17 protein-coding genes and 2 pseudogenes are annotated in these 20,624 nt (G+C 54.1%); 6 read left to right on the forward strand and 13 right to left on the reverse strand.

From position 1 onward, the window contains the following. Positions 1 to 10 precede the first annotated feature (10 nt). On the forward strand, positions 11 to 1,762 hold the full coding sequence (locus AAA927_RS07995) for a cellulase N-terminal Ig-like domain-containing protein (RefSeq protein WP_338217302.1): 1,752 nt from the start codon (positions 11 to 13) through the stop codon (positions 1,760 to 1,762). A gap of 156 nt (positions 1,763 to 1,918) precedes the next feature. Then, complete coding sequence (locus AAA927_RS08000) at positions 1,919 to 2,896, forward strand: aldo/keto reductase (RefSeq protein WP_338217304.1); 978 nt, start codon at positions 1,919 to 1,921, stop codon at positions 2,894 to 2,896. Between the two features lie 70 nt (positions 2,897 to 2,966). Here AAA927_RS08000 and AAA927_RS08005 read toward each other — a convergent pair whose 3' ends face one another. The 7 genes from AAA927_RS08005 to AAA927_RS08035 all read right to left on the reverse strand — a co-directional run bounded on the left by AAA927_RS08005 (position 2,967) and on the right by AAA927_RS08035 (position 11,530). After that, complete coding sequence (locus tag AAA927_RS08005) at positions 2,967 to 4,256, reverse strand: adenylosuccinate synthase (protein WP_338217306.1); 1,290 nt, start codon at positions 4,254 to 4,256, stop codon at positions 2,967 to 2,969. Positions 4,257 to 4,448: 192 nt separating this feature from the next. Beyond that, positions 4,449 to 5,600 carry a hypothetical protein gene (locus tag AAA927_RS08010; RefSeq protein ID WP_338217308.1) on the reverse strand — a complete coding sequence of 384 codons (1,152 nt, stop codon included), beginning with the start codon at positions 5,598 to 5,600 and terminating at the stop codon, positions 4,449 to 4,451. A gap of 263 nt (positions 5,601 to 5,863) precedes the next feature. After that, positions 5,864 to 7,264, reverse strand: coding sequence for a replicative DNA helicase (gene dnaB, locus AAA927_RS08015; RefSeq protein ID WP_125580216.1), 1,401 nt, complete (start codon positions 7,262 to 7,264; stop codon positions 5,864 to 5,866). A 153-nt stretch (positions 7,265 to 7,417) separates the two neighbouring features. After that, positions 7,418 to 7,873, reverse strand: coding sequence for a 50S ribosomal protein L9 (gene rplI, locus AAA927_RS08020; RefSeq protein ID WP_125580218.1), 456 nt, complete (start codon positions 7,871 to 7,873; stop codon positions 7,418 to 7,420). 15 nt (positions 7,874 to 7,888) lie between these two features. Next, positions 7,889 to 9,895: a DHH family phosphoesterase gene (locus AAA927_RS08025; RefSeq protein WP_338217313.1), complete on the reverse strand. Its 2,007-nt coding sequence runs from the start codon at positions 9,893 to 9,895 to the stop codon at positions 7,889 to 7,891. Between the two features lie 653 nt (positions 9,896 to 10,548). Continuing rightward, positions 10,549 to 11,031, reverse strand: a complete 483-nt coding sequence (locus tag AAA927_RS08030; RefSeq protein WP_338217315.1) for a DUF1307 domain-containing protein — start codon at positions 11,029 to 11,031, stop codon at positions 10,549 to 10,551. Continuing rightward, on the reverse strand, positions 11,012 to 11,530 hold the full coding sequence (locus AAA927_RS08035; protein WP_125580375.1) for a transcription repressor NadR: 519 nt from the start codon (positions 11,528 to 11,530) through the stop codon (positions 11,012 to 11,014). Before AAA927_RS08035 ends, AAA927_RS08030 begins: the two co-directional genes overlap by 20 nt. Positions 11,531 to 11,662: 132 nt before the next feature. Here AAA927_RS08035 and AAA927_RS08040 point away from each other — a divergent pair, with 132 nt between their 5' ends. Together AAA927_RS08040 and AAA927_RS08045 are read left to right on the forward strand one after the other, a co-directional pair. Further along, positions 11,663 to 12,013 carry a hypothetical protein gene (locus tag AAA927_RS08040; RefSeq protein WP_338217317.1) on the forward strand — a complete coding sequence of 117 codons (351 nt, stop codon included), beginning with the start codon at positions 11,663 to 11,665 and terminating at the stop codon, positions 12,011 to 12,013. A 70-nt stretch (positions 12,014 to 12,083) separates the two neighbouring features. Then, positions 12,084 to 12,854, forward strand: coding sequence for a tyrosine-protein phosphatase (locus AAA927_RS08045; RefSeq protein WP_338217319.1), 771 nt, complete (start codon positions 12,084 to 12,086; stop codon positions 12,852 to 12,854). 42 nt (positions 12,855 to 12,896) lie between these two features. Here the strand turns inward: AAA927_RS08045 and AAA927_RS08050 are convergent, their stop codons facing one another. Beyond that, positions 12,897 to 13,367: a DUF1307 domain-containing protein gene (locus tag AAA927_RS08050; RefSeq protein WP_125580225.1), complete on the reverse strand. Its 471-nt coding sequence runs from the start codon at positions 13,365 to 13,367 to the stop codon at positions 12,897 to 12,899. 332 nt (positions 13,368 to 13,699) lie between these two features. Between AAA927_RS08050 and AAA927_RS08055 the strand changes: the two genes are divergently transcribed. After that, positions 13,700 to 14,821 carry an NAD(P)-dependent alcohol dehydrogenase gene (locus tag AAA927_RS08055; protein WP_338217321.1) on the forward strand — a complete coding sequence of 374 codons (1,122 nt, stop codon included), beginning with the start codon at positions 13,700 to 13,702 and terminating at the stop codon, positions 14,819 to 14,821. Positions 14,822 to 14,889: 68 nt separating this feature from the next. Here AAA927_RS08055 and AAA927_RS08060 read toward each other — a convergent pair whose 3' ends face one another. From AAA927_RS08060 to AAA927_RS08080, 5 genes and pseudogenes are all read right to left on the reverse strand, one after another. Then, the gene (locus tag AAA927_RS08060; RefSeq protein ID WP_125580229.1) at positions 14,890 to 15,585 is read right to left on the reverse strand and encodes an L-ribulose-5-phosphate 4-epimerase; all 696 of its coding nucleotides are present in this window, start codon (positions 15,583 to 15,585) and stop codon (positions 14,890 to 14,892) included. A 9-nt stretch (positions 15,586 to 15,594) separates the two neighbouring features. Beyond that, positions 15,595 to 17,019, reverse strand: coding sequence for an L-arabinose isomerase (gene araA, locus AAA927_RS08065; RefSeq protein ID WP_338217324.1), 1,425 nt, complete (start codon positions 17,017 to 17,019; stop codon positions 15,595 to 15,597). Positions 17,020 to 17,042: 23 nt separating this feature from the next. After that, the gene (locus AAA927_RS08070) at positions 17,043 to 18,629 is read right to left on the reverse strand and encodes an FGGY-family carbohydrate kinase (RefSeq protein ID WP_338217326.1); all 1,587 of its coding nucleotides are present in this window, start codon (positions 18,627 to 18,629) and stop codon (positions 17,043 to 17,045) included. A gap of 113 nt (positions 18,630 to 18,742) precedes the next feature. Continuing rightward, positions 18,743 to 19,819 carry a GntR family transcriptional regulator gene (locus AAA927_RS08075; protein WP_338217328.1) on the reverse strand — a complete coding sequence of 359 codons (1,077 nt, stop codon included), beginning with the start codon at positions 19,817 to 19,819 and terminating at the stop codon, positions 18,743 to 18,745. Between the two features lie 210 nt (positions 19,820 to 20,029). Continuing rightward, positions 20,030 to 20,413, reverse strand: a pseudogene (locus tag AAA927_RS08080) (family 4 glycosyl hydrolase); the annotation flags it as partial. On the opposite strand from AAA927_RS08080, the pseudogene AAA927_RS08085 reads away from it, so the two are divergent. Then, positions 20,393 to 20,624 (forward strand): annotated as a pseudogene (locus tag AAA927_RS08085) (hypothetical protein); the annotation flags it as partial. The pseudogenes AAA927_RS08080 and AAA927_RS08085 overlap by 21 nt on opposite strands.

A 20,624-nucleotide genomic window follows, 5' to 3' on the forward strand; every position in this document is an offset into this window, starting at 1 on the left:
AGGTTTTTTGATGCAGATTTTAATCAATCAAATTAGTTATCGTAGTCACGGCCCTAAAGTGGCGATTGTGCAAAGCACGCAGCCGCTCACGAACGCCACCTTCACCCTGGCAGCCGCTGATGGGACCGCAGTTTTGACCGGCCCGGTCACCACTGTGGGCACGGTGGCGCACTGGCACACTGGGACTTATGGCACCATCGACTTTTCCGCGGCGGAAGCGGAAGGTAAGTTTCAGCTGACCGTGAAGGCCGACCAAGGCACCGGGCACTCCGCTCGCTTCACCATCGACCACGGTTACATGGATCTGCGCCTGATTTCCGCCATGACTTATTGGTTCAAAGGCCAACGTGCAGACGGCGAATGGGCGGCGCATGATCAGCATGCCGAATTCATGGGTGCACGCGAAGGTACTTGGAATGTGGCTGGCGGCTGGTTTGATGCCACCGGTGACGTTGGCGTCCATCTCTCCCACCAGTCTCACACCGCTTATTACAATCCGCAGCAAATGGCCTTTTCCGCCTACGCTTTTTATCAACTCACTGAACAACTCGCCCATGGTGATGAAGCCTTCACCATCGTCAAGCGCCGCATTTTGGCCGAAGCTTCTTACGGTGCCGATTCCGTGATGCATCGCTTCGTGCCGACCCGCGCCTTCATCAAGTCCATCGACCGGCCGAGTGCCTATGCGGTGATGTCCGACACGCGGCAAATGGCGTATGAATTGCACCACAGCTCTGACCAATTCGGCGAAGCGGCCACGGCCGCGCAAGAAACCGTCACCGATTTGAACTACGAAAGCTCCTTCCGCTCTGGCGGCGGGACCGCGATTGCCACCTTGGCGATTGCCGGGCGCCATTACTATCCCGGCGCCGAGTACACCAGTGGCGACTACATCCAAACCGCCAAACAAGCCTACCGTTACCTGAAGGCCCACAACAACGAGCTCACCAACGACGGCAAAACCAATCTAGTCGATGCTTACTGCGCTTTGCTCGCCACGGTCGAGCTGTACAAAACTACCGAAGAATACGGCTATCTGCTGGAAGCCCGCGACTGGGCCACTCAAATCGAAAATGCCGTGGCCACCCAGGCCGGCTATCCTTGGCTGCAGGTAGATCAAGACATGCCGTTCACCCATCCCGCCGACGAAGGCCTGCCACTGTTTGCCTTAGCGCTCTATGTGGAAATCGAAAATGAGCCGCAACAAGCGCAAGCCGCTCAAACCGCCGCGAAGACGCTGCTTGGAAGCCTGATTGCCATGTCAGACAGCGTGAATAACCCCTTTGATTACGCGCGGATTTGGGCCAAGGACAACCCGCAAGATGCTTTGCGCACCCAGTTCTTCTTCCCGCACCACACTGCCGCTGCGCCTTGGTGGCAAGGGGAAAATGCGCGGCTGGCCAGCCTCGCCACAGCGGCGTTCAAGCTAGCCGCCACCACTGCAGGCGAGCAAAAAGCGCAATTCATCGCCTTTGGCCAAGCGCAGCTGGATTGGATTGAAGGCCGCAATCCCTTCGATAGCGCGATGATTGAAGGCTTTGGCCGCAACCATATTCAATACCACTTCGGCGACCGAGTGGACTTTTTGAACGCCCCTGGTGGCATTGTCAACGGCATCACCAGCGGCATCGAGGACGAACAAGACATCGCTTTTGTCCGCGGGCCGGAAGACGGCGTCGATGATAACTGGCGCTGGGCGGAACAATGGCTCCCGCATGTTAGCTGGATGTTGCTGGCGCTGGGGCAAAAGAGCATCTTATAATTTGGGCTGAACCGAAAAGCGCGTCTAGTCCAGAAGATAAGCCGCACGCCCGGCCAAGCCTGTCCTTAGGCTTGACCGGGCGTGGTTTTTTGCCTCAACCCGACTTTATTTCTCCTCAAGCTTTGTTACACTGGAAATTGAAATGGAGGTTTTCTTATGAAATACCGTACATTAGGTAAGACCGGTTTTAACATCAGTGAAGTGTCCTTAGGGACTTGGCAGCTGGGCGGCAAATGGGGCGCCCCATTCAACCAAAAGGATGCCGATGACACCTTGGCTGAAGCTTACGCGCAAGGGGTCAACTTCTTTGATACCGCCGATGGCTATCAAGATGGCAACTCGGAACGCACCGTCGGCAATTTTGTCCGCCAGCACCCTGATGTGCACTTCACCACCAAAATGGGCCGCAAGGAATCGCCACTGACGGTTGACCACTTCGATGCTGCACACTTAGACCGCTACGTTGATGAATCTCTGCAGAACATGAAACTGGACGCGCTGGATATGGTGTTGCTTCACTGCCCACCGATGTCGCTTTACTACCAACCGGAAATGTTCTGGCACCTCGATCAGCTGAAAAAGGCCGGTAAAATCCGCAACTATGGCGTGTCGGTGGAACGCGTCGAAGAAGGGCTCAAGGCGCTGCAATATGACATCAGCACCGTCGAAATCATTTTCAACATGTTCCGGCTTCGCCCGGCGGCCCATTTCTTCGCCGCTGCCAAAGCGGCCAACGTCGGCATCCTCGCTCGGGTGCCTCTGGCTTCAGGCTTGCTGTCAGGCAAGTACACCGCTGATACCAAGTTTGCCCCCACCGACCAGCGGAGCAATAACCGCAATGGCGAACTGTTCGACAAAGGTGAAACCTTCTCCGGCGTGGACTACCTCACTGGCGTCAAGGCTGCGGCCGAACTCAAGCGGCGCTTAGGCACCGAAGATCTGGCCGGCATGGCGCTACGTTACATCTTGATGCACGACGCCGTATCCGCTGTTATTCCTGGCGCCAGCAACCCGACGCAGATTGAACGTAACACCCGCGCCTCTGATCTGCCTGCTTTAACCCATGAGCAAATGACCATTGTGCAGGATGTGTATAACGAATATATCAAGAACCCCGTTGACTACCTCTGGTAACCCCAGAATCAACAAGGCGGCCATCACTTTCTAAGCTGGAAGTGATGACCGCCGTTTTAGTTAGCTTTGATTAGAATTTCTGCCACACATCAGCGAGCACATTGGTTTGCTCACGATCAGGCCCCACTGAGAAGGTCAGCAGATCCACGTTGATCAGCTCGGCAATGCGCGCCACGTAATTACGGGCGTTTGCTGGCAGGTCGGCCAAGGTTTTGGCGCCGGTGATGTCTTCATCCCAGCCTGGCAACTCTTCGTAAATCGGCTTGCAGGCAGCCAGCTCTTTAAGTGAAGCTGGGTAACGGGTGATGGTTTCACCATTGAGGTCATAAGCCGTGCAGATTTTGACGGTCTTCAGGCCAGTCAGCACGTCGATCGAGTTCAACGCCAAATCGGTCACCCCAGCCACGCGGCGGGCATGGTTGACCACCACCGCGTCGAACCAGCCGATGCGCCGCGGCCGACCGGTCACGGTGCCATATTCATGGCCGGCTTCGCGAATGAAATTACCATCGGCATCGAACAATTCAGTCGGGAATGGGCCATCGCCAACGCGAGAGGTGTAGGCTTTCGCAACCCCTACCACGCGGTCGATTTTGCTGGCGCCCACCCCGGAACCGGTGGAAACGCCGCCGGCCGGATTAGAGCTAGTGACGAAAGGATACGTGCCTTGGTCGATGTCCAGCATCGTACCTTGTGCGCCTTCAAACAGCACGTTGTCGCCAGCATCGATGGCATCGTTCAAGACCACCGAGGTGTCGCAAACATACTGCTTCAGCTGCTGGCCGTAACCGTAATATTCTTCGAAGATGTCATCGAAGGCCATCGGTTCAGCGTCATAAATCTTAGTGAACAGCTGATTTTTCTCAGCGAGGTTGGCCTTGAGCTTGGTTTCAAAGGTTTCTTTATCGAGTAAATCCGCAATGCGAATGCCGACCCGCGCGGCCTTATCCATGTAAGCTGGGCCGATGCCGCGGTTCGTGGTGCCGATTTTACCGGCGCCTTTAGCGGCTTCCTGCAGCTTATCTAGCGCGATGTGATAAGGCAAAATCACCTGGGCCCGATCAGAGACCCGCAGATTATCGCCAGCGACGCCTTGAGCTTGGATATGAGCCAATTCTTCAACCAGACTCTTCGGGTTCACGACCACCCCGTTGCCAATCACAGACAACTGGTGGGCATGCAAAATCCCTGAAGGTATCAGGCGCAGCTTGTACACCTGCCCATCACTGTGAATGGTATGGCCGGCGTTGTCACCGCCTTGATACCGGCTGATGATTTTGGCCCCTTGACTGAGGAAATCGGTAATTTTACCTTTCCCTTCGTCGCCCCACTGCGTTCCGACTACAACGACTGTTCCCATGAATGATCGCTCCTTAGTTGTCTATCGCATCAAAATCAAAATCCTTTAATGCCACCAAGTATTCTACCAACTATGAGCGCCTGAGGCAAGGTAAAACCCGAATATTAATATTTTGACGCTCTAATAAAAAGAAAAAAGCCGAACATTTTCTGTTCGACTTTTTTGATCTTCCTTGATAAACGAATAATGCTCTTAACGTGTTTGATGAGCACGCGCTTCTTGCAAGTAGGCGTAAATGTGGCCAAAGGCAATTTCTTGCACCTCATCGAAGGTCACGGCCACGGGTTCGTCCTCACTGGGGACGCTGATCTCAAACCCGGTTTGATCCGGGTTTTCCGGGATACCCATCAAGTGCGCATTTTCATTTTGCACCCGGACGCGCACCACTCGTTCAAAGGCCGCTGCTTCGTTGATCAAGCTGCGGAACAAATCCTCGGAGCGGTCGAATTCGCGGTCAGCATTCAGCACCGGCTGCTTCTCGAGATGATGCGCCGTCATCCAGTCGCTATACGCTTTGACCGTTTGCAGGTAATCCGAGGCCGTAATCACGCTTTGAATGCTCGTCAGCCGCAGCGCCACATAGCCGCCAAATTGTCCGGCCATGTCTTTCAAGCGTAGCACCACGGTATCGGTGTTAACGGCCTTCACCGCCCCCACGTAGAACTGGTCACCAGCATTGCGCGGCATCGCCGCCAGCAGTTGGCCGGATTGCTGGGCCTCGTTGAACAAGGCCTCCAACTGGCCATCATTTTGGGTGATTTCGGTGCGCACATGCTTGAGCTGGTTGCGCTGCTTAAGCAGTTCGGTTTCCAAATGAAGCTCTAGGCCTTCGCACTCCACCACCAGCACATCGGAAAAATCGACCTGCAAATAGCGGACATCGGTGTAGTTGAACTTGTTGAACACCGACAGCGTCAGGCGGTCGTCAGCCACCGCGGTGACCTGACCTTCCAGATAACTATCATCATCGGCCAAAATCACCAAGATGACTTCGCCACTGGTTTGCGCATGCAAGGCCAGCTGGTGCAGCAGGTTTTGCCGCGGGTCAAAAGCGAGTGGCTTTTGCGGCGCGAGGCCGATGAAATGATGCTCCGCTGCCACGCGCATGCGAAACGACATATCAACCAAGTCATCGCCGGCGAATTCGACTTGCTCAATCGCCGGAAAGGCAATCAGCACCGCACCATCTGCCAGCCCCGCATCGTTATACGTGGCCAATAAGACGCTTTGCTTGCCCACCAGCTGCACATAGCCGGTATAAAAATCATCTGTATCGCGTTGATAGACATTGATCAAGAGCTTTTCGTTGAGCGCCGTCATCAAACTCATCAAAATGGCATCCATGGGCCTGCCTCCTTTCGGGAAATGTGGGGGAAATTTTGTCGCTTTAGGTTGGTTTTGGTCGGTTATTTCTAGTTGCGCTGCGCGAGGCCAACGGATGGGTGGCTAGCTACGCTTAAGGCCTCGCTCCACAGCCTTCCTAGTTGCGCTGCGTGAGGCCAACGCCCGAGCATGTAGCTACGCTTGAAGCCTCACCGCCAAAAAACGGCGGTAATGCTTCAAGCTAGGCTACCTGTCGGGCTAAGGACGGCCTCACTCCACAGCCTTTATGCTGGGACCGGTGAAATTGAACTGAACTTATTGTACGACTTCACAAACAGCAGGTTCACGGTGCCGCGCGCGCCAGAACGGTTTTTCTCGACGATGACTTCAACTGGACCCACGTCAGGTTCGTCTTGGTTTTGCCCTTGACCCTGACCTTGGCCACCATCTTCGTCGCCGTCTTCACCGTCGCGGTAGTAGTCTTCCCGGTACAGGAAGGCAACGATATCAGCATCCTGTTCGATTGAGCCGGATTCACGGATATCAGAAAGCACCGGCCGCTTGTCCTGGCGTTGTTCGACGCCACGCGAGAGCTGTGACAGCGCGATGACTGGGCAATGCAGTTCCTTGGCGAGCTTCTTTAGCTGCCGGGAAATCGCCGAGACTTCTTGCTGGCGGTTTTCCTGACCGGAGCCTTCAATCAGCTGCAGGTAATCAATCACCACTAGCCCCAGTGGCCGCCCGTTTTGTTCACACTCTTTTTGCAACTTCAGACATTGCGCACGAATCTGGGCCACGCGAATGCCGGGAGTGTCATCGATATAGATGCTGGCCTGGCTTAAGCTACCCATCGCCACCACCAAGTTCTGCCACTCGTCGCCATTCAGCTGGCCGGTGCGCAGGTGCTGAGAATCGATGTTACCTTCTGCACAGAGCATACGGTTGACCAAGGATTCGGCACTCATTTCCAGCGAAAACATCGCGACGGTTTTATCGGTTTTGGTGCCGACATTTTGCGCCACATTCAGCACAAACGCGGTTTTCCCGACGGCTGGGCGGGCCGCCAAAATAATCAGCTCATCGTCGTGCAAACCAGTGGTCAGCTCATCTAGGGCCTTGAAGCCAGTGGGCAGACCGGTGATGGTTTGATCACCTTGGGCCAGCTTGTCGACTTCCGCCATGGCGTCATTCAGCACATCTTTGATGGGCTTGAATCCGGAATGGTTATTGCCATCGCTGACCGCCATAATCATGGATTCGGCATTTTCCATCAAATCTGGGACGTTGGCCTGGTCGTCGTAGCTTTGCTGAATAATTTGTTCCGAGGTACTGATTAACCGCCGCAGCTGCGCTTTTTCGGCCACAATTTTGGCATAGTAAACCACATTAGCGGCGGTTGGCACGGCATCGGCTAAGTCGGCGAGGTAAGGCACGCCGCCAATGTCATCGAGCTGTTTGTGGTCCTCTAAATAAGCCCGCACAGTCAAGACGTCGATGGCCTGGTCCTGCAGGGATAAGTCGCTCATCGCATGGAAAACCAGCTGGTGGGCGCGCTTATAAAAATCGTCTTCAACTAAAAACTCCTGCGCATCCGCCAGGGTCCGCGGCGCCAAGAAAACGCCACCTAAAACTGCTTGTTCCGCCTCTAAGTCCTGCGGCGGGAGGCGCCGAATTTGATTATCCATGACCAGACTCCTTTGGCTAACTGTCACTGCCGACTCGTTTTGTCGCTATCTTATATAGTTTAGTCGAGCAGCTTAGCATTCGCAACTAGCCCGCGCCATCAAAAAAGCGGCCGACCCACCCGCCTTGGCGTTTGGTCTCACCGCTTGGAAAAATTATTTTTGCGCCGTCACATGCACGCGGATTTTGGCATCCACCCCTGGGTACAGGTGCACCGTCACATTGCGATAGCCCAGCGCCTTGATGGGCTCTGGCAAATCCATTTTGCGCTTGTCGACTTTGATCTGATATTGCTTGTCAAGCGCTTGGGCAATTTGCTTGCTGGGAATGGAGCCAAACAAGCGGGAGTCTTCGCCGGCCTTGGATTGGATTTCAACCACAGTTTTGTCGTCTTCCAACTTGGTCTTGATCGCTTCGGCATCGGCTTTTTGTTCCGCTTCCTTCTTGGCTTCCAGCCGCTGCTGGCCTTCCAAGGCACTCATAGCCTGGCGCGTCGCCAGCTTGGCCTTGCCGTTTTTGATCAAGAAGTTCTGAGCGTAACCATCAGGCACGTCCTTGACCTGCCCCCGCTTGCCTTTACCGCGCACGTCTTCCAAAAAAATCACTTTCATGAGATGGCCTTCTTTCTAGTTGTTTGCTGCTTCATCCTTGATGGCGGCCAATAGCATGGTCCGCACTTCAGACACTGACTTGCCTTCCACTTGGGTGGCGGCATTACTCAAATGCCCACCGCCGCCGAGTTTCTCCATCAGCACCTGGACATTCACATCGCCCAAGCTGCGCGCGGAAATGCCGACTTTGCGATCCGAGCGGCGCGTGATGACGAAACTGGCTTCAATCCCATTGAGCGTCAGTAGCGTATCAGCCGCCTGCGCCGCAATGACGGGATCATAGGCTTCATTGTCTTCCCCTGTACATAATGCCATAGCTGGGGTAATCATTTCAATTGTGTCGATAAGATGGTTCTTTTGAATGTATGAATCGACACTTTCCTTCAAAAAGTCCTGGGTCATTTGCGGATCAGCGCCCAGACTGCGCAGGTACGACGCCGCATCAAAGGTCCGCGTGCCAGTGCGCATCGAAAAGTTCTTGGTGTCGACGGTGATCCCAGCCAGCATCGCGGTGGCTTCCAACTTGCTCAACGTCGGCATCCCTTTTGGCTGATATTCGAACATTTCGGTAATCAGCTCACAAGTCGAGGACGCGTAAGGTTCGATGTAAACCAGCATCGGATCTTCTGGGAATTCTTCCCCACGCCGGTGATGGTCAATAATCACCGTGCGCGTCGCCAGCCGGTCATACAAATCTGGCGCTGCGGTGATGGACCGCTTACTGTGGTCCACCAAAATCAGCAGGGATTGGTCCGTGGCCTCGGCCAGCGCCGCTTCCGGCGTCACAATCGCGTTGCCAATATCTGGATCCTTGCCCACGGCGCTCATCAACCGTTCGACATCGGAATGCAGGTGTTCCGGGTTAATCACCACATAACACTCTTTGCCGTTCATCTGAGCGATGCGGCGAATGCCCAGCGCAGCGCCGATAGCATCCATGTCGGGCCGATTGTGCCCAACCACGAACACTTTATCCGTTTGCTTGAACAATTCCTGCAGCGCGCCAGAAATCATCCGCGCCCGCACCCGGGTCCGCTTTTCCATCGGGTTGGTCTTGCCGCCGTAGAACCGGGCCTGACCATTCTTTTCGCGGACCACGACCTGATCGCCGCCGCGGCCTAACGCCAGATCCAGGTTCGACTGCGACGTCACCGCCAGTTGCGCCAAGTCGGCCTCACCATAGGCAATCCCCACTGACAGCGTCAACGGATAGTTTTGCTTCGAGGTTTCCTCGCGAATCTGATCGAGAATTTTGAACTTATCTTTTTCTACGGCTTCCAGAGACCGCACGTAGGCAATCAACAGGAACCGGTCAGTGGCCACTCGCTTAACGAACATGCCAAAGTGGCTGGCCCAGTTGCTCATTTGGTTGGTGACATAGGAATTCAGATTGGTGGTGGCCTGATCATCCAAGGTCTGGGTCACTTCATCGTAGTTATCCAGGAACACCTGGCCAATGGCGATGCGTTCGCCTTCCGCCTTGGCCTCAATCTGAGCGTAACGCGTGACATCCATCAAGTACGCCACGCCGATACTCTTTTGCACGGTCAATTCAAAATCATGGCCGCCCCAGTGCACCTCAGCCAGCTCATTGCTGTCTTGATGTTCGCTGATGACCTTCGCCAAATCCGGATCCAACTCCGGCAGCGACTCGCCTAAGATATCTGATTCATGGAAGTATTGCAGTAAGTAAGGATTTGCCCACTCAATCTTCATCGCCTTGTCGAAAATCAATATCCCTACCGGCATCTTGATCAAGGCTTCTTGCTCACCGCGCTTAATGCGGTAGGACAAATCTGAAATGTACTTGTTCGTGCTGACGGTAATGCGTTCTAACGCAAAAAAGGTGGCGACCACCAAGCCCACCAGAAACACAAACAGTAAAATGGCCAGCCAAGGCCGAATGAACGCCGCCACGATCACATCGATCGCCGCCAGTACGGTCATCACCAAGGCCAAAGTCCGCAGCCGCGAATCCTCCAAAAAGGCCGGCAACGTAATTCTTTCTAGTAATTTTTTCATCGTTAACTCGCTTTCGCCATACGCTAATCGCCATAGATTGCCAGTCTATTCTAACATATTTGAACAGGCTGCGAAGGTCGGCGCCCTTAGCGTGACGAGTAGCCTAGCTCTGGGCATTGAAGCTGTTCTTTGGCTTCGAGGCCCAGAGCGTAGCTAATCGCTCACGCGTTGCCGACCTGAGCGCAACTAAAACACGCTGCGAAGGTCGGCGGGTTTAGCACGATGGCTAGCCTAGGCTAAGGCATTGCCGCTGGTTTGTAGCGGCGAGGACTTAGCCGTAGCTAGACACTCGTGCGTTGCCGACCTGAGCGCAACTAGAACACGCTGCGAAGTCGAGCGCATTTAGGGGACTGGCCAGCCTAGCGCTAGGCATTGAAGCCGTTCTTTGGCTTCGAGGCATAGCGCGTAGCTGGACACGTCCCCGTTGCTCGACTGAGCGCAACTAGAACAGGCTGCGAAGGCTGCGGAACAGGGCCGCTCTTAGCCGGACAGATAGCCTAGCCTGAAGTCTTGCCGCCGCTCTTTGGCGGTGAGGCTTCAGGCATAGCTATATGCTCCGGCGTTGGCCCTGTGGAGCGCAACTACAAGCTGCGGAACAGGACCGTTCTTAGCCGGACAGATAGCCTAGTTTTGGGCGTTGAAGCCGCGCGCCGTTACTTCACCTCGTGATACCCGTCCGCCTTCAGGGTCTGCGTCACATTCGCCAGCCCGATATGATCCGTTTTGCCAGCCAGCACCTGGTCATCCAGCTTCGCCAACTTGGCAAAGTCCACTGTCGCGGTGTCAACGGTAATCACCTCATGCACGATATTTTGCTGGCGTGAAACTGAGGCTTTCACCCCGCGCAGCTTGGCATGCGCCTTGGCGTCTTGTTGCATAATGTGCCAGCCGTCATTGAGCGTTGAAGCATTTTTGGTGCCCATGGTTTTGACCAAATCAATGTCCAGCTTGGTCACCTGCTTATCCACCACATCGGCATTGCCCTTAGTATAAAAAATCATGGTGGTTTGCTCTTCGCCATCGTTTTTGGTGAAGGTGGTGCGCCGCGTGGTGGCCTGACAGCCAGCGAGCATCAGCGTCACCAGCCCCACCGCCAGCAGCAACCAGCGGGTCAGCTTAGCGGCTGGTTTCTTCATATAAGTAACCACTTTCGCGTAACGCTTGCTTAATCGCCGTCAGCTGGGCCGGGGTGTCATAGGCAATCGTATGCAAATGCACGCCACCCGTTAACTCTGACAGCATCTTGCCATGGCCTTCTTGCATCCGGGCCAAAAACAAGTTGATATCGGTTTGCGTGTGAATCTGCAATTCACCGCGCAGCTGGCCGTACAGCGGGTGGTCAACCATCACATCCAGCACCGCCCCGCCGTTATCGATCACCCGCGCCAGTTCATCCCCCGCTTGCTGCGGCGTGTGGCGGCAGACGATGATGGCGGTGTGGGCGTCTTCGGTGGTGTACATGTAGCCCCGCGGCGTGGCCACGATTTGCTCGCCGCGAGCGCGCATCAACGCCACGTCGCCCACAATGGTCTGGCGGCTCACCCCGAAGCGTTTGCCAAAAGCGGTGGCGCTGATTGGCGCGGCGCCGTCTTGAAGCGCCATGCGAATCTGCGCTTGTCGTTCTGCACTAGTTATCATCGATCTTCCTCCTGTCTTTACACAGCTTACCGCCTTTTGCCGCCTGACAAAAGACTTAACTGAGACTTAACCACCGCGTGGGCCGTAACATGATAATCTAACGATGAGAACGTGAAGGAGGCGACGGCGATGTTCAAAAAGTTGGTGACCACCCTCGGGCTGCTGCTAGCTGCTGGTTTATTTGGTTTTGCCTTGTGGCTGTGGCCTGATTATGTCGCCCGCACCACCACTTTGAAAACATTGAACGCCGAAAACGTCACGCTGACCGATTACACCGATGTCGAAACCGCTCGCCAGTTGGAAGCAGACAACTACCGCGTCGTGCTAGATAGCGACAATCAAGGTAGCAAAGGCGTCGCGGCCTACGCCATGAAAATCAACGGCGTGGAATACTGGGTGGAACTCAAGCGCGAAGGTCATTGGTTTCCACGTGAAACATTGAAACGCATCAGCGTCTTTCAACCAGATGGCTCGAATTGACGATTTCGACCGCGCTTTCACTCAAAAAATGATAAACTTACGCTGAATATATTTTATAGGAGGCGCACTCTTGAGTGACTCAGCTTTAGCGCACCTGATTGAATTACCTGGCACCATTAACCTGCGCGATATCGGCGGCTATCACACCCGCGACGGCCACACCATTCGCAAACACAAACTGTACCGCTCCGGCTTGATTACTTACATGCCGGAAGCCGTTCAGCAGCATCTGCTTGAGATCGGGTTGAACACCGACATCGACCTGCGCCAGCCCGCCGACCGTAGCAAGGCGCCAGATGTCGAGCTACCAGGCGTGGCTTACCACAACTTGTCGCTTTACCCCTTTGCAGATCATCCCCACTTCATGATGAAGTTTCGGCTCGCTTCCAAAGCCGCTCACTTCACCCTCGCCCGCGATTCTTACCGCTACATGGCCACGGACCCGCGCACCGCGAAGATGCTACGCAAGGTGATCCAGCTCCTGGTGCAAAACGAAACCGGCGCAACCTTGTTTCACTGCTTTGCCGGCAAGGATCGCACCGGCGTGGTCGCGATGCTGATTGAAGGCCTGCTCGATGTGCCGGAAAAAGTCGCCCATCAAGATTACATCGTCACCAATGATATTTTGATGGATCGTTTCACCGGTGATCAGGCCGCTGCCGATTTGCCCATGACCAACCGCATGGTGATGGGCATGAATTCTCAGCCGGCCGATGATAGCTACTTTGAAGCCGTGCAAACCGTCGTCAAACAATACGGCGGCTGGCCGGCGTATGCCAAGGAGCATCTGGGTTTGACTGACAGCGACATCAAAGATTTGAAGCGTCTTTATTTGGAATAACAAGATGGGTAGGCAATCCGCGGATTGCCTACCCATTGTTAATTACTTTTCTTCATAGCCAGCGGCCTTCAGCACGCCGACGGATTGCTTCAGGCTCACGCTATCCGCTGTGCCAGTCCCGGCGCCTTCAGCGGCCTTCAGCTTTTTCATGTTGACCTTAGTGTAATCGATGGTGATTTTTTGCGTAGCCTTGTCGCCATCGCGCTTCACTTCTGTCGTCACGCCAGCCAGTCCCTTGTATGGCTTCACGGCAGCCTTCATTTTGGCATAAGCAGCGTTGGTTTGCTTTTTACTCTTACTACCCATTAACTTGGAAAGCGTCACTTCGCTGAGCGCTTCTTGCTTCACGACCTTGTCGGAATTGCGCTTGGTGTAATACGTAATGGTGGTTTTATCCCCAGCGATTTGCGTATTCACCAATGTGGTCTTCTGCAAAAACAGCGAGCACGCGGCCAGCGTGGTCACCGCTAGCACCGCCAAAACCGCGAGTAATGATTTGAGTGTTTTCTTCATACAATTCTCCTTCGTTAACGGTTAGTCACCTCTCGCCTAACCAAAATGGCAAAGCGAATTGTGTTTATCATAATATTTTAATCTTACGAAAGCAACTACCAGGCTGTGAAGCTGGGCGTACTTAGCCCGACGGGTAACCTAGCTTGCGACATTGCCGCCAGGTTTTGGCGGCGAGGTCACAAGCGTAGTTAGCTGCTCGGGCGTTGCCCAGCGCAACGCAACTACAGCCTGTGATACTGACATCCGTTCCGTTATGAAACCGCTTTATTTTTCCGATAATTCGTGAAATAATGATCATGTGTTAAATCCAATTTCCCAAAGGAGTGTTCAGATTGAAGATCAAAGCAGCTGTTGTTGAGAAGCAAAACGCCGATTTTGTGATTAAAGATAATATTGAATTAGCGGAAATGGGACCAGATGACATTCAAGTGCACATGGTGGCCAGTGGGATTTGCCACTCTGACGAAGCCTTGCGCATTGGCGACGCGGTGATTGACTATCCTATCGTGCTCGGCCATGAGGGTTCCGGGATTGTCGAAAAAGTCGGCCCGGAAGTCACCCAATTCAAGCCGGGTGATCATGTTGTGCTTAGCTTTTATGCTTGCGGCAACTGTAAGAGCTGCTTGAAGGGCATCCCGACGCAATGTGAAAATTACGCGCATAACAACCTGTCTGGCATTCGGCCCGACGGCTCCAGCCACTTCACTGAAGATGGTCACCATGTTGCCGACATGTTCGACCAAAGCTCCTTCACCACCACCACCGTTGTGCGTGAACGCAACGCGGTGAAAGTCGACAAGGACCTTGACCTGCGCAAGTTGGGGCCGCTGGGCTGCGGCTATGTCACCGGCTCCGGCACCGTTTTGAACACCCTGAAGCCAAAACCAGGCGACACCATTGCCGTCTTTGGCACCGGCGCGGTTGGCCTGGCTGCCATGATGGCAGGCCGAATTTCCGGCTGCACCAAGGTCATCGGCATCGACATCGTGGACTCACGGCTCGAATTGGCCAAGGAACTGGGCGCAACCGATGTGATCAACTCCAAAGGCATCGACGTGGTCAAGGCGGCGCAAGACCTGACCGGCGGCTACGGGGTTGACTGGGCCGTTGATACCACTGGCGTCACCAAGGTCATGGAAGACTCCATCAAAGTCTTGGCCCAAGGCGGCACCACGGCAACGATTGCCGTCACACCAAATCACATTGACGTCGACACTTGGAACGACCTGTGCGTCAACGACAAAAAGATTGTCGGCGTCAACATGGGCGACTCCATTCCGCAAGTCGACATCCCCCGCTTAATCGACTTCTACAAGATGGGTGTCTTCGACTTCGATAAAACCGAAAAGTTCTACAAGTTCGATCAGATCAACGAAGCTAACGCCGACTCCCGCTCCGGAAAAACCATCAAGCCAGTGCTGGTGATTGACGAAGACTACAAGCCAGGCGAATAAACCCCGAAGCCTAAAGAAACTGCCAGCCCTGTTTGATACAGGACTGGCAGTTTTTTGTTGCTGAAGGCTTATTTTTGACCATAATAGGCATGCTTGCCATGCTTGCGATAATAATGCTTATCCAGCAGGTACTGCGGTACATGATGGTCGGTTGAACTTAAAGTCATGGCTTGATAATCAATCTGGCTGACCACTTCAAGCACCTTGGCGTTATAAACCGCCTTGGCCGGCGTTGCCCCCCATGTAAAAGGCCCGTGCTGGCTAACCAGCACCGCCGGCACCGCGTCATGATCCAAATGGCGTTCCTGGAAGGTTTTCACAATCACGTTGCCGGTTTCCTCTTCGTAAGCCCGTTCGATTTGAGCTTGCGACAGCGGATCCGACACTGGGACATCCCCATAGAAGGTGTCGGCAGCAGTAGTGTTGAGCGCCGGAACATCGAGATTAGCACTGGCAAACGTCACCGCGTAAGGTGAGTGCGTGTGCACAATCCCACCGATGTCTTTGAACTGGTTGTATAAGACGACATGCGTGGGGGTATCACTGGATGGGCGCAAATCACCTTCCACCACTTCCCCTTTCAGGTTCACCACCACCATATCGCTGGGCTTTAGGGTCTCATAAGCCACCCCTGACGGCTTAATCACAAACAAACCCGCCTCCCGATCAATGCCGGAAACATTCCCCCAAGTAAAAGTCACCAGGTTCAGCTTGGGCAGCTGCATATTCGCCTCATAGACTTCTTCTTTCAGCTTTTCTAACATGCTAGCCTCCTACTGAATCACAACAGCTTGAACATCGAACATCGTCGCCAGCGCCTGAATTTGATCCATCGTCAGGTTGAACGACAAAACCGTGTGGTGACCGCCCCCATTTTGAATCCAGGCGGTGGCCCCTTTTTCTAACCCAACGGTCGGGGTCCAAAGCTGGCTGGCCACCGGCAAGTGGGGCAACGGTTTTTCGGCCTGCTTGGCATGAACGGGGTAGCCAATCAACTTGAAGCCATCGCGAAAATCAGCCAAGGTCACATCGATGGCCGCTCCGGCACTGCCATTGAAGACCAGACGAGCCGGATCGGCCTTGCCCCCAATATCCAAGGGATGGACTTCGATGCGCGGCTGATCAGACGCAATAGAGGGATCAACTTCCAGCATATGCGACCCCAAAATTGCCTCGTGCCCTGGTCGCAAATCCAAGGTGTAATCTTCCATGAAGGAAGTTTTTTGATTATGCGCCATGACCTTCAGCACATGGCTGAGCGCAGAAGTCTTCCAATCCCCTTCGGCCCCAAAACCGTAACCTTCCGCCATCAGCAGCTGTGCCGCCAATCCTGGAAGCTGCTCCAACCCATGGAGATCCTCGAAATTGGTGGTAAAGCAGTTGTAGCCACGGTCGTCTAAGAACTGCTTGATGCCAAGATATTCACGCAATTGATAGCGGACAGCATGATCATACGCCGCTGACGCGCGGTCTCCGCGCACGACTTGGTACTTCGCAACTAACTTCGCATAAGCGTCATCAATGTCATTTTCTGTCACCGCATCGATGACCTCAACCACATCATGCAAGGCATAATAATCAACGGTCCAGCCAAACTTAATCTGGGCCTCGACGCGATCGCCATCGGTCACCGCCACATTGCGCATGTTATCGCCGAAACGCGCCACTTTGGTCTGAAAACTTTCAGCATAAGCCACGGCCACATCCTGCCAAGCCGCAATCTCCGCCTTCACTTTCGGCGTATCCCAATGGCCGTACACGATTTTGTTGTGAAGCCCCAGCCGCGCATTGATGTAGCCATACTCACGATCCCCATGGGCGCTTTGATTCAGATTCATATAATCAAAATCGATAGTTTCGTAGGGAATATCTTGGCGGAACTGCGTCGCGAGGTGGAGCAGCGGCTTTTGCAACAGTTTGGTCCCGCGAATCCAATTCTTAGCTGGTGAGAACGTGTGCATCCAGGTAATGACGCCGGCCACTTGATCGCGATAGTTGGCTTCTTTCATAAAGGCCGTAATCCCGTCGGCGGTAGTGAGCACGCCTTTGAACACGACTGGATAAGGCAAGGTGCCACTTGCGTTTAATTGCGCCGCAATCACCTGGCTGTCTGCTTCCACCTGTTTCAGGGTTTCTTCGCCATATAATGCTTGGCTCCCCACGGCAAACCAAAACTCATAGTCCTGTGCTAATTTCATGTCATATCCTCCATTCAATCGGTCTAATCGACTAAATTCCCCGCCTGCCGAGCCAGCGGCAGCGCCTGCTGATAACGAATTAGGAACTGCTGATAGGCGGCCTGCCCTTTGGCCACCGGCGTTAGGGTGATGCCTGTCGCTGCTTGAAAAACCCGATGCTTCAGAAAAGCCGCTAAATCACCGCCGCCTTGCTGGGCAAACAAGGCCAACACCGCCATGCCAAACGGACCGCCAACATCGGCGTTGGTCATCACAGTGATGGGCACCCCCAAGGCATCGGCCAAAACTTGCTGCGCAATCTTCGGTGTCTGGAACAGGCCGCCTTGCGCGACCATCGCGGTTTGTTTCAAACTGACTTCCTGCTGCAGCTGCGCCATCCCAATGGTTAATGGGGCAAAAGCGGCAAACAGTTGCGTGGCCATAAAATTGGGTAGCGTCAACCGGCTACTAGGCGTCCGGACCTGAAGCGGCCGCCCTTGCTCGACTCGAGTTAGGTTTTCTCCTGACAAGTTTGCAAAAGCCAACAAGCCGCCCAAATCGGCATCTGCGTCAGGGACAGTCCCCAAGAGCTTGGGATAAAGGTCACTCGGCGCCATGCCTGTCGCCGCGGTGATGGCATCACCCAACAGCGTGACCCAAGCGTTGAGATCAGAAGAGCAGTTATTGGCGTGAATCATCGCCACTGGCTGCCCTGTCGGCGTCGCCACAAGATCAATGGCAGGGTCCCAGTGCTTGGGGACGCTTGGCAAAACCACCATGGCAAACGCGGAAGTCCCCACCGAAATATTGCCTGAGTTGATGGCCACACTGTTAGTCGCCACCATACCAGTCCCGGCATCGCCTTCTGGTGGGGCCATCAGGGCACCAGCCTGCAAAACGCCACTAGGATCGAGCAAGCGCGCGCCAGCCGGTGTCAAATAACCAGCAACGGTACCCGCTTTTAACGGCGTCGGCAAAAGCCGCTTGAGATGCAGTCCTTGTGCCTGCACGGCAGGCAAGGCGTCGAATAACGCCAGTTTCGTGGCGTCATACTGACCGGTTGCCGGGTCAATGGGAAACATCCCTGCTGCATCCCCAACGCCAAGCACCTTTTGCCCAGTTAGCTGCCAATGCACATATCCCGCGAGCGTGGTCATGGTGTTAATCCGAGTCACAGGTTCGCCATTTAAAATTGCTTGGTAAAGATGTGCCACACTCCAGCGCTGGGGAATGTTAAAGGCAAACAACTCGGACAACTCAGCTGAAGCCGCTGCCGTCGTGTTATTGCGCCAAGTCCGAAAAGGCGTCAGCAGCTGATCTTCATCATCGAAAACCAAATAACCATGCATCATCGCACTAATCCCGATGGCGCCAATCTGTTCTAGCTGACAATCGTATTGCGTCTTCACTGCAGTCGCCAGCGCTTGGTAGGCGGCCTGGATCCCACGCCAAACCTGAGCCAGGCTGTAGGTCCAATTGCCGTTTTGATAATCATTGGTCCAGCCATAAGCGCCGGTGGCGACCGGCGTTAATTGATCCGTTAATAACTCGGCTTTAATCCGCGTCGAACCCAGCTCCAGGCCCAAGACCAGCCGGCCACTTTGAATTGCTTGTTTGATTGCCTTTTCCATTGGTTTCTCCCACCCATAAAAAAAGAAGTTGCACACTTTGTGCAACTTCAAGGTATGAGATTTATTCGTCTCTATCAAATTAATTCAATTGTTTCAAACCAATTCGGACCAATTTACCTGAGCGCTCGGGTTGAGGCGCGTAACATCAACTTGGCCGGATATTGATGTGAGCTTGGCCGTTGTTGCGCAATCGCCGTTAGCACCGCCCGCCCGGCATCCTCACCCATCAGACGTTTCGGATGCACCACTGTGGTTAACTCAGGGTTCAGATAGCGGCTCATTTCATAATCGTCAAACCCGACCAAGGAAATGTCAGCTGGCACTTTCAAACCAATCTCCCCAAGCCAGGAAATCAGGCGAATGGCGAGTTGATCGTTGTAACAGGCAATCGCGGTCGGCTTCAACTCCCCTGTCACTTGGTCAAGAATCCGCGCCTTAAGGTCCGCCAGGCGATCACCTGACTGGTAAAGCATCACATTACCGCTCGTCACCCCTGCCAGCTTGGCTTGATAGGCTTGAACAAAGCCCTGCATGCGGTTGACGCCTTGTTGATCATCAATCTGAAAGAGTCCCAAAATCTTGCGGTGGCCCTGTTCGAGTAAATACTCAACCAACTGCCGCTCGCCGCTTGCCTCATCCACGGTCAAGGTCGGAAAGTCTGCCAGTCCAGCGTAGCCGGCGTTGATGAACACCACTGGCGTCCCTGCCAACGCAATCCGGCGATACAGGGCTAAATTAGGATTGGTCATGGCACTGCGCGTCGGCTCGATAATCAAGCCAGACACACCGGTCTCAATCATGCGCAGCAAGCTTCTCTGTTCATTAGCAAATTCATTATGGGTGTTACTCAGCATCAGGCCGTAGCCGGCAGCGCTCACGACGCTGTCAATCCCAGAAATAATCGGCGGAAAAATGTAGTCAGCCAAATGCGTTGTGATGACGCCGATAATTTTCTGCGCCGCTTGCTTATGCTGCCGATGCCGAGGATCTTCCACAAAGTAGCCGCTGCCTTGAACGGCGCGCAACAGGCCTTCATCAACCAAGACCTTTAGCGCCTGCCGCAGCCCATAGCGGGACACCTGAAACTGCGTCAGCAACACGCGCTCAGTCGGTAGCTTTTCCCCGATGGTATATTGTCCAGCAATAATGGCTTCCCTTAAGGCTAATTCAACTGCTTCGTGACTCTGCATACTTTTCTTCCACCCTACCTATGATTCAGTCCGAAACCGGCTTCCCTTAATCTCTAGTTAACACCATCTACCGTTTGAAATAAATAGTATGAAACGATAATCGCAGCCAGTGCCATGTGGCTCAAGCATCGACTGCTATCAATTGTAGTTGAGCGTCCCGTTGGCGCGCAAGGCTGCAAAATCGAATTGCGGCAAGTAAGGTTCATTCGCCAGCAGCACCGGTATCGAGCGCAGCGCCATCATCAGTTCCCCGGTGCCGCCGGTTTCTTGGCCGACCAGACCGTATTTCAACGGAATATTTTCATCGTTGACCCGGGCCGGCAGCTGCCCCACGCGAAATTGAGTGGTGACAAAATCGGCGTCCTTCAGCGCCGCTCGCCGATCCAAGGTGGTGATGATTTTCATCGGTCGATTGGCGCGTGCGACCATCCGCTTGGCCATGGCGCCAATAATGGCGAGCTTTTCCTCCCCTGCTGGCACATCCACCAGCCACAGTTCCTTGACCGGCATGTCCTCATACCGATCCAAAAAACCTTGGACCAACTCAGCTGGAGCCTCCTGGCGGTGAATCGAATGGAGCTTCTCTTCACTTATGTCATCGCCCCGGCGATGGCGTTAACGTTGACTAACGGCGCAGCGGCCAGTTCTCACAAACTTGGTCGCTGCGTTTTTGATTGCGACGGATTTACAATTCAAGTGCAACAAATTAGTCAAATAGAAAAGACTCATAGCCTGAGTCCTTGTAAAATGGAATCACCACAACACCAACTACAAGGAGAACTCGGCTATGAGTCCGTACACCCAT

The organism is Lacticaseibacillus salsurivasis (assembly GCF_036246225.1).
Taxonomy (GTDB): Bacteria; Bacillota; Bacilli; order Lactobacillales; family Lactobacillaceae; genus Lacticaseibacillus; species Lacticaseibacillus salsurivasis.

Bases quoted from the DNA above. Each gene is read 5' to 3' on its own strand.
- AAA927_RS08075 (WP_338217328.1), bottom strand. From the start codon at position 19,819: ATGCAGAGTCACGAAGCAGTTGAATTAGCCTTAAGGGAAGCCATTATT.
- AAA927_RS08025 (WP_338217313.1), bottom strand. From the start codon at position 9,895: ATGAAAAAATTACTAGAAAGAATTACGTTGCCGGCCTTTTTGGAGGAT.
- AAA927_RS08000 (WP_338217304.1), top strand. From the start codon at position 1,919: ATGAAATACCGTACATTAGGTAAGACCGGTTTTAACATCAGTGAAGTG.
- AAA927_RS08005 (WP_338217306.1), bottom strand. From the start codon at position 4,256: ATGGGAACAGTCGTTGTAGTCGGAACGCAGTGGGGCGACGAAGGGAAA.
- rplI (WP_125580218.1), bottom strand. From the start codon at position 7,873: ATGAAAGTGATTTTTTTGGAAGACGTGCGCGGTAAAGGCAAGCGGGGG.
- dnaB (WP_125580216.1), bottom strand. From the start codon at position 7,264: ATGGATAATCAAATTCGGCGCCTCCCGCCGCAGGACTTAGAGGCGGAA.
- AAA927_RS08040 (WP_338217317.1), top strand. From the start codon at position 11,663: ATGTTCAAAAAGTTGGTGACCACCCTCGGGCTGCTGCTAGCTGCTGGT.
- AAA927_RS07995 (WP_338217302.1), top strand. From the start codon at position 11: ATGCAGATTTTAATCAATCAAATTAGTTATCGTAGTCACGGCCCTAAA.
- AAA927_RS08060 (WP_125580229.1), bottom strand. From the start codon at position 15,585: ATGTTAGAAAAGCTGAAAGAAGAAGTCTATGAGGCGAATATGCAGCTG.
- araA (WP_338217324.1), bottom strand. From the start codon at position 17,019: ATGAAATTAGCACAGGACTATGAGTTTTGGTTTGCCGTGGGGAGCCAA.
- AAA927_RS08030 (WP_338217315.1), bottom strand. From the start codon at position 11,031: ATGAAGAAACCAGCCGCTAAGCTGACCCGCTGGTTGCTGCTGGCGGTG.
- AAA927_RS08050 (WP_125580225.1), bottom strand. From the start codon at position 13,367: ATGAAGAAAACACTCAAATCATTACTCGCGGTTTTGGCGGTGCTAGCG.
- AAA927_RS08010 (WP_338217308.1), bottom strand. From the start codon at position 5,600: ATGGATGCCATTTTGATGAGTTTGATGACGGCGCTCAACGAAAAGCTC.
- AAA927_RS08070 (WP_338217326.1), bottom strand. From the start codon at position 18,629: ATGGAAAAGGCAATCAAACAAGCAATTCAAAGTGGCCGGCTGGTCTTG.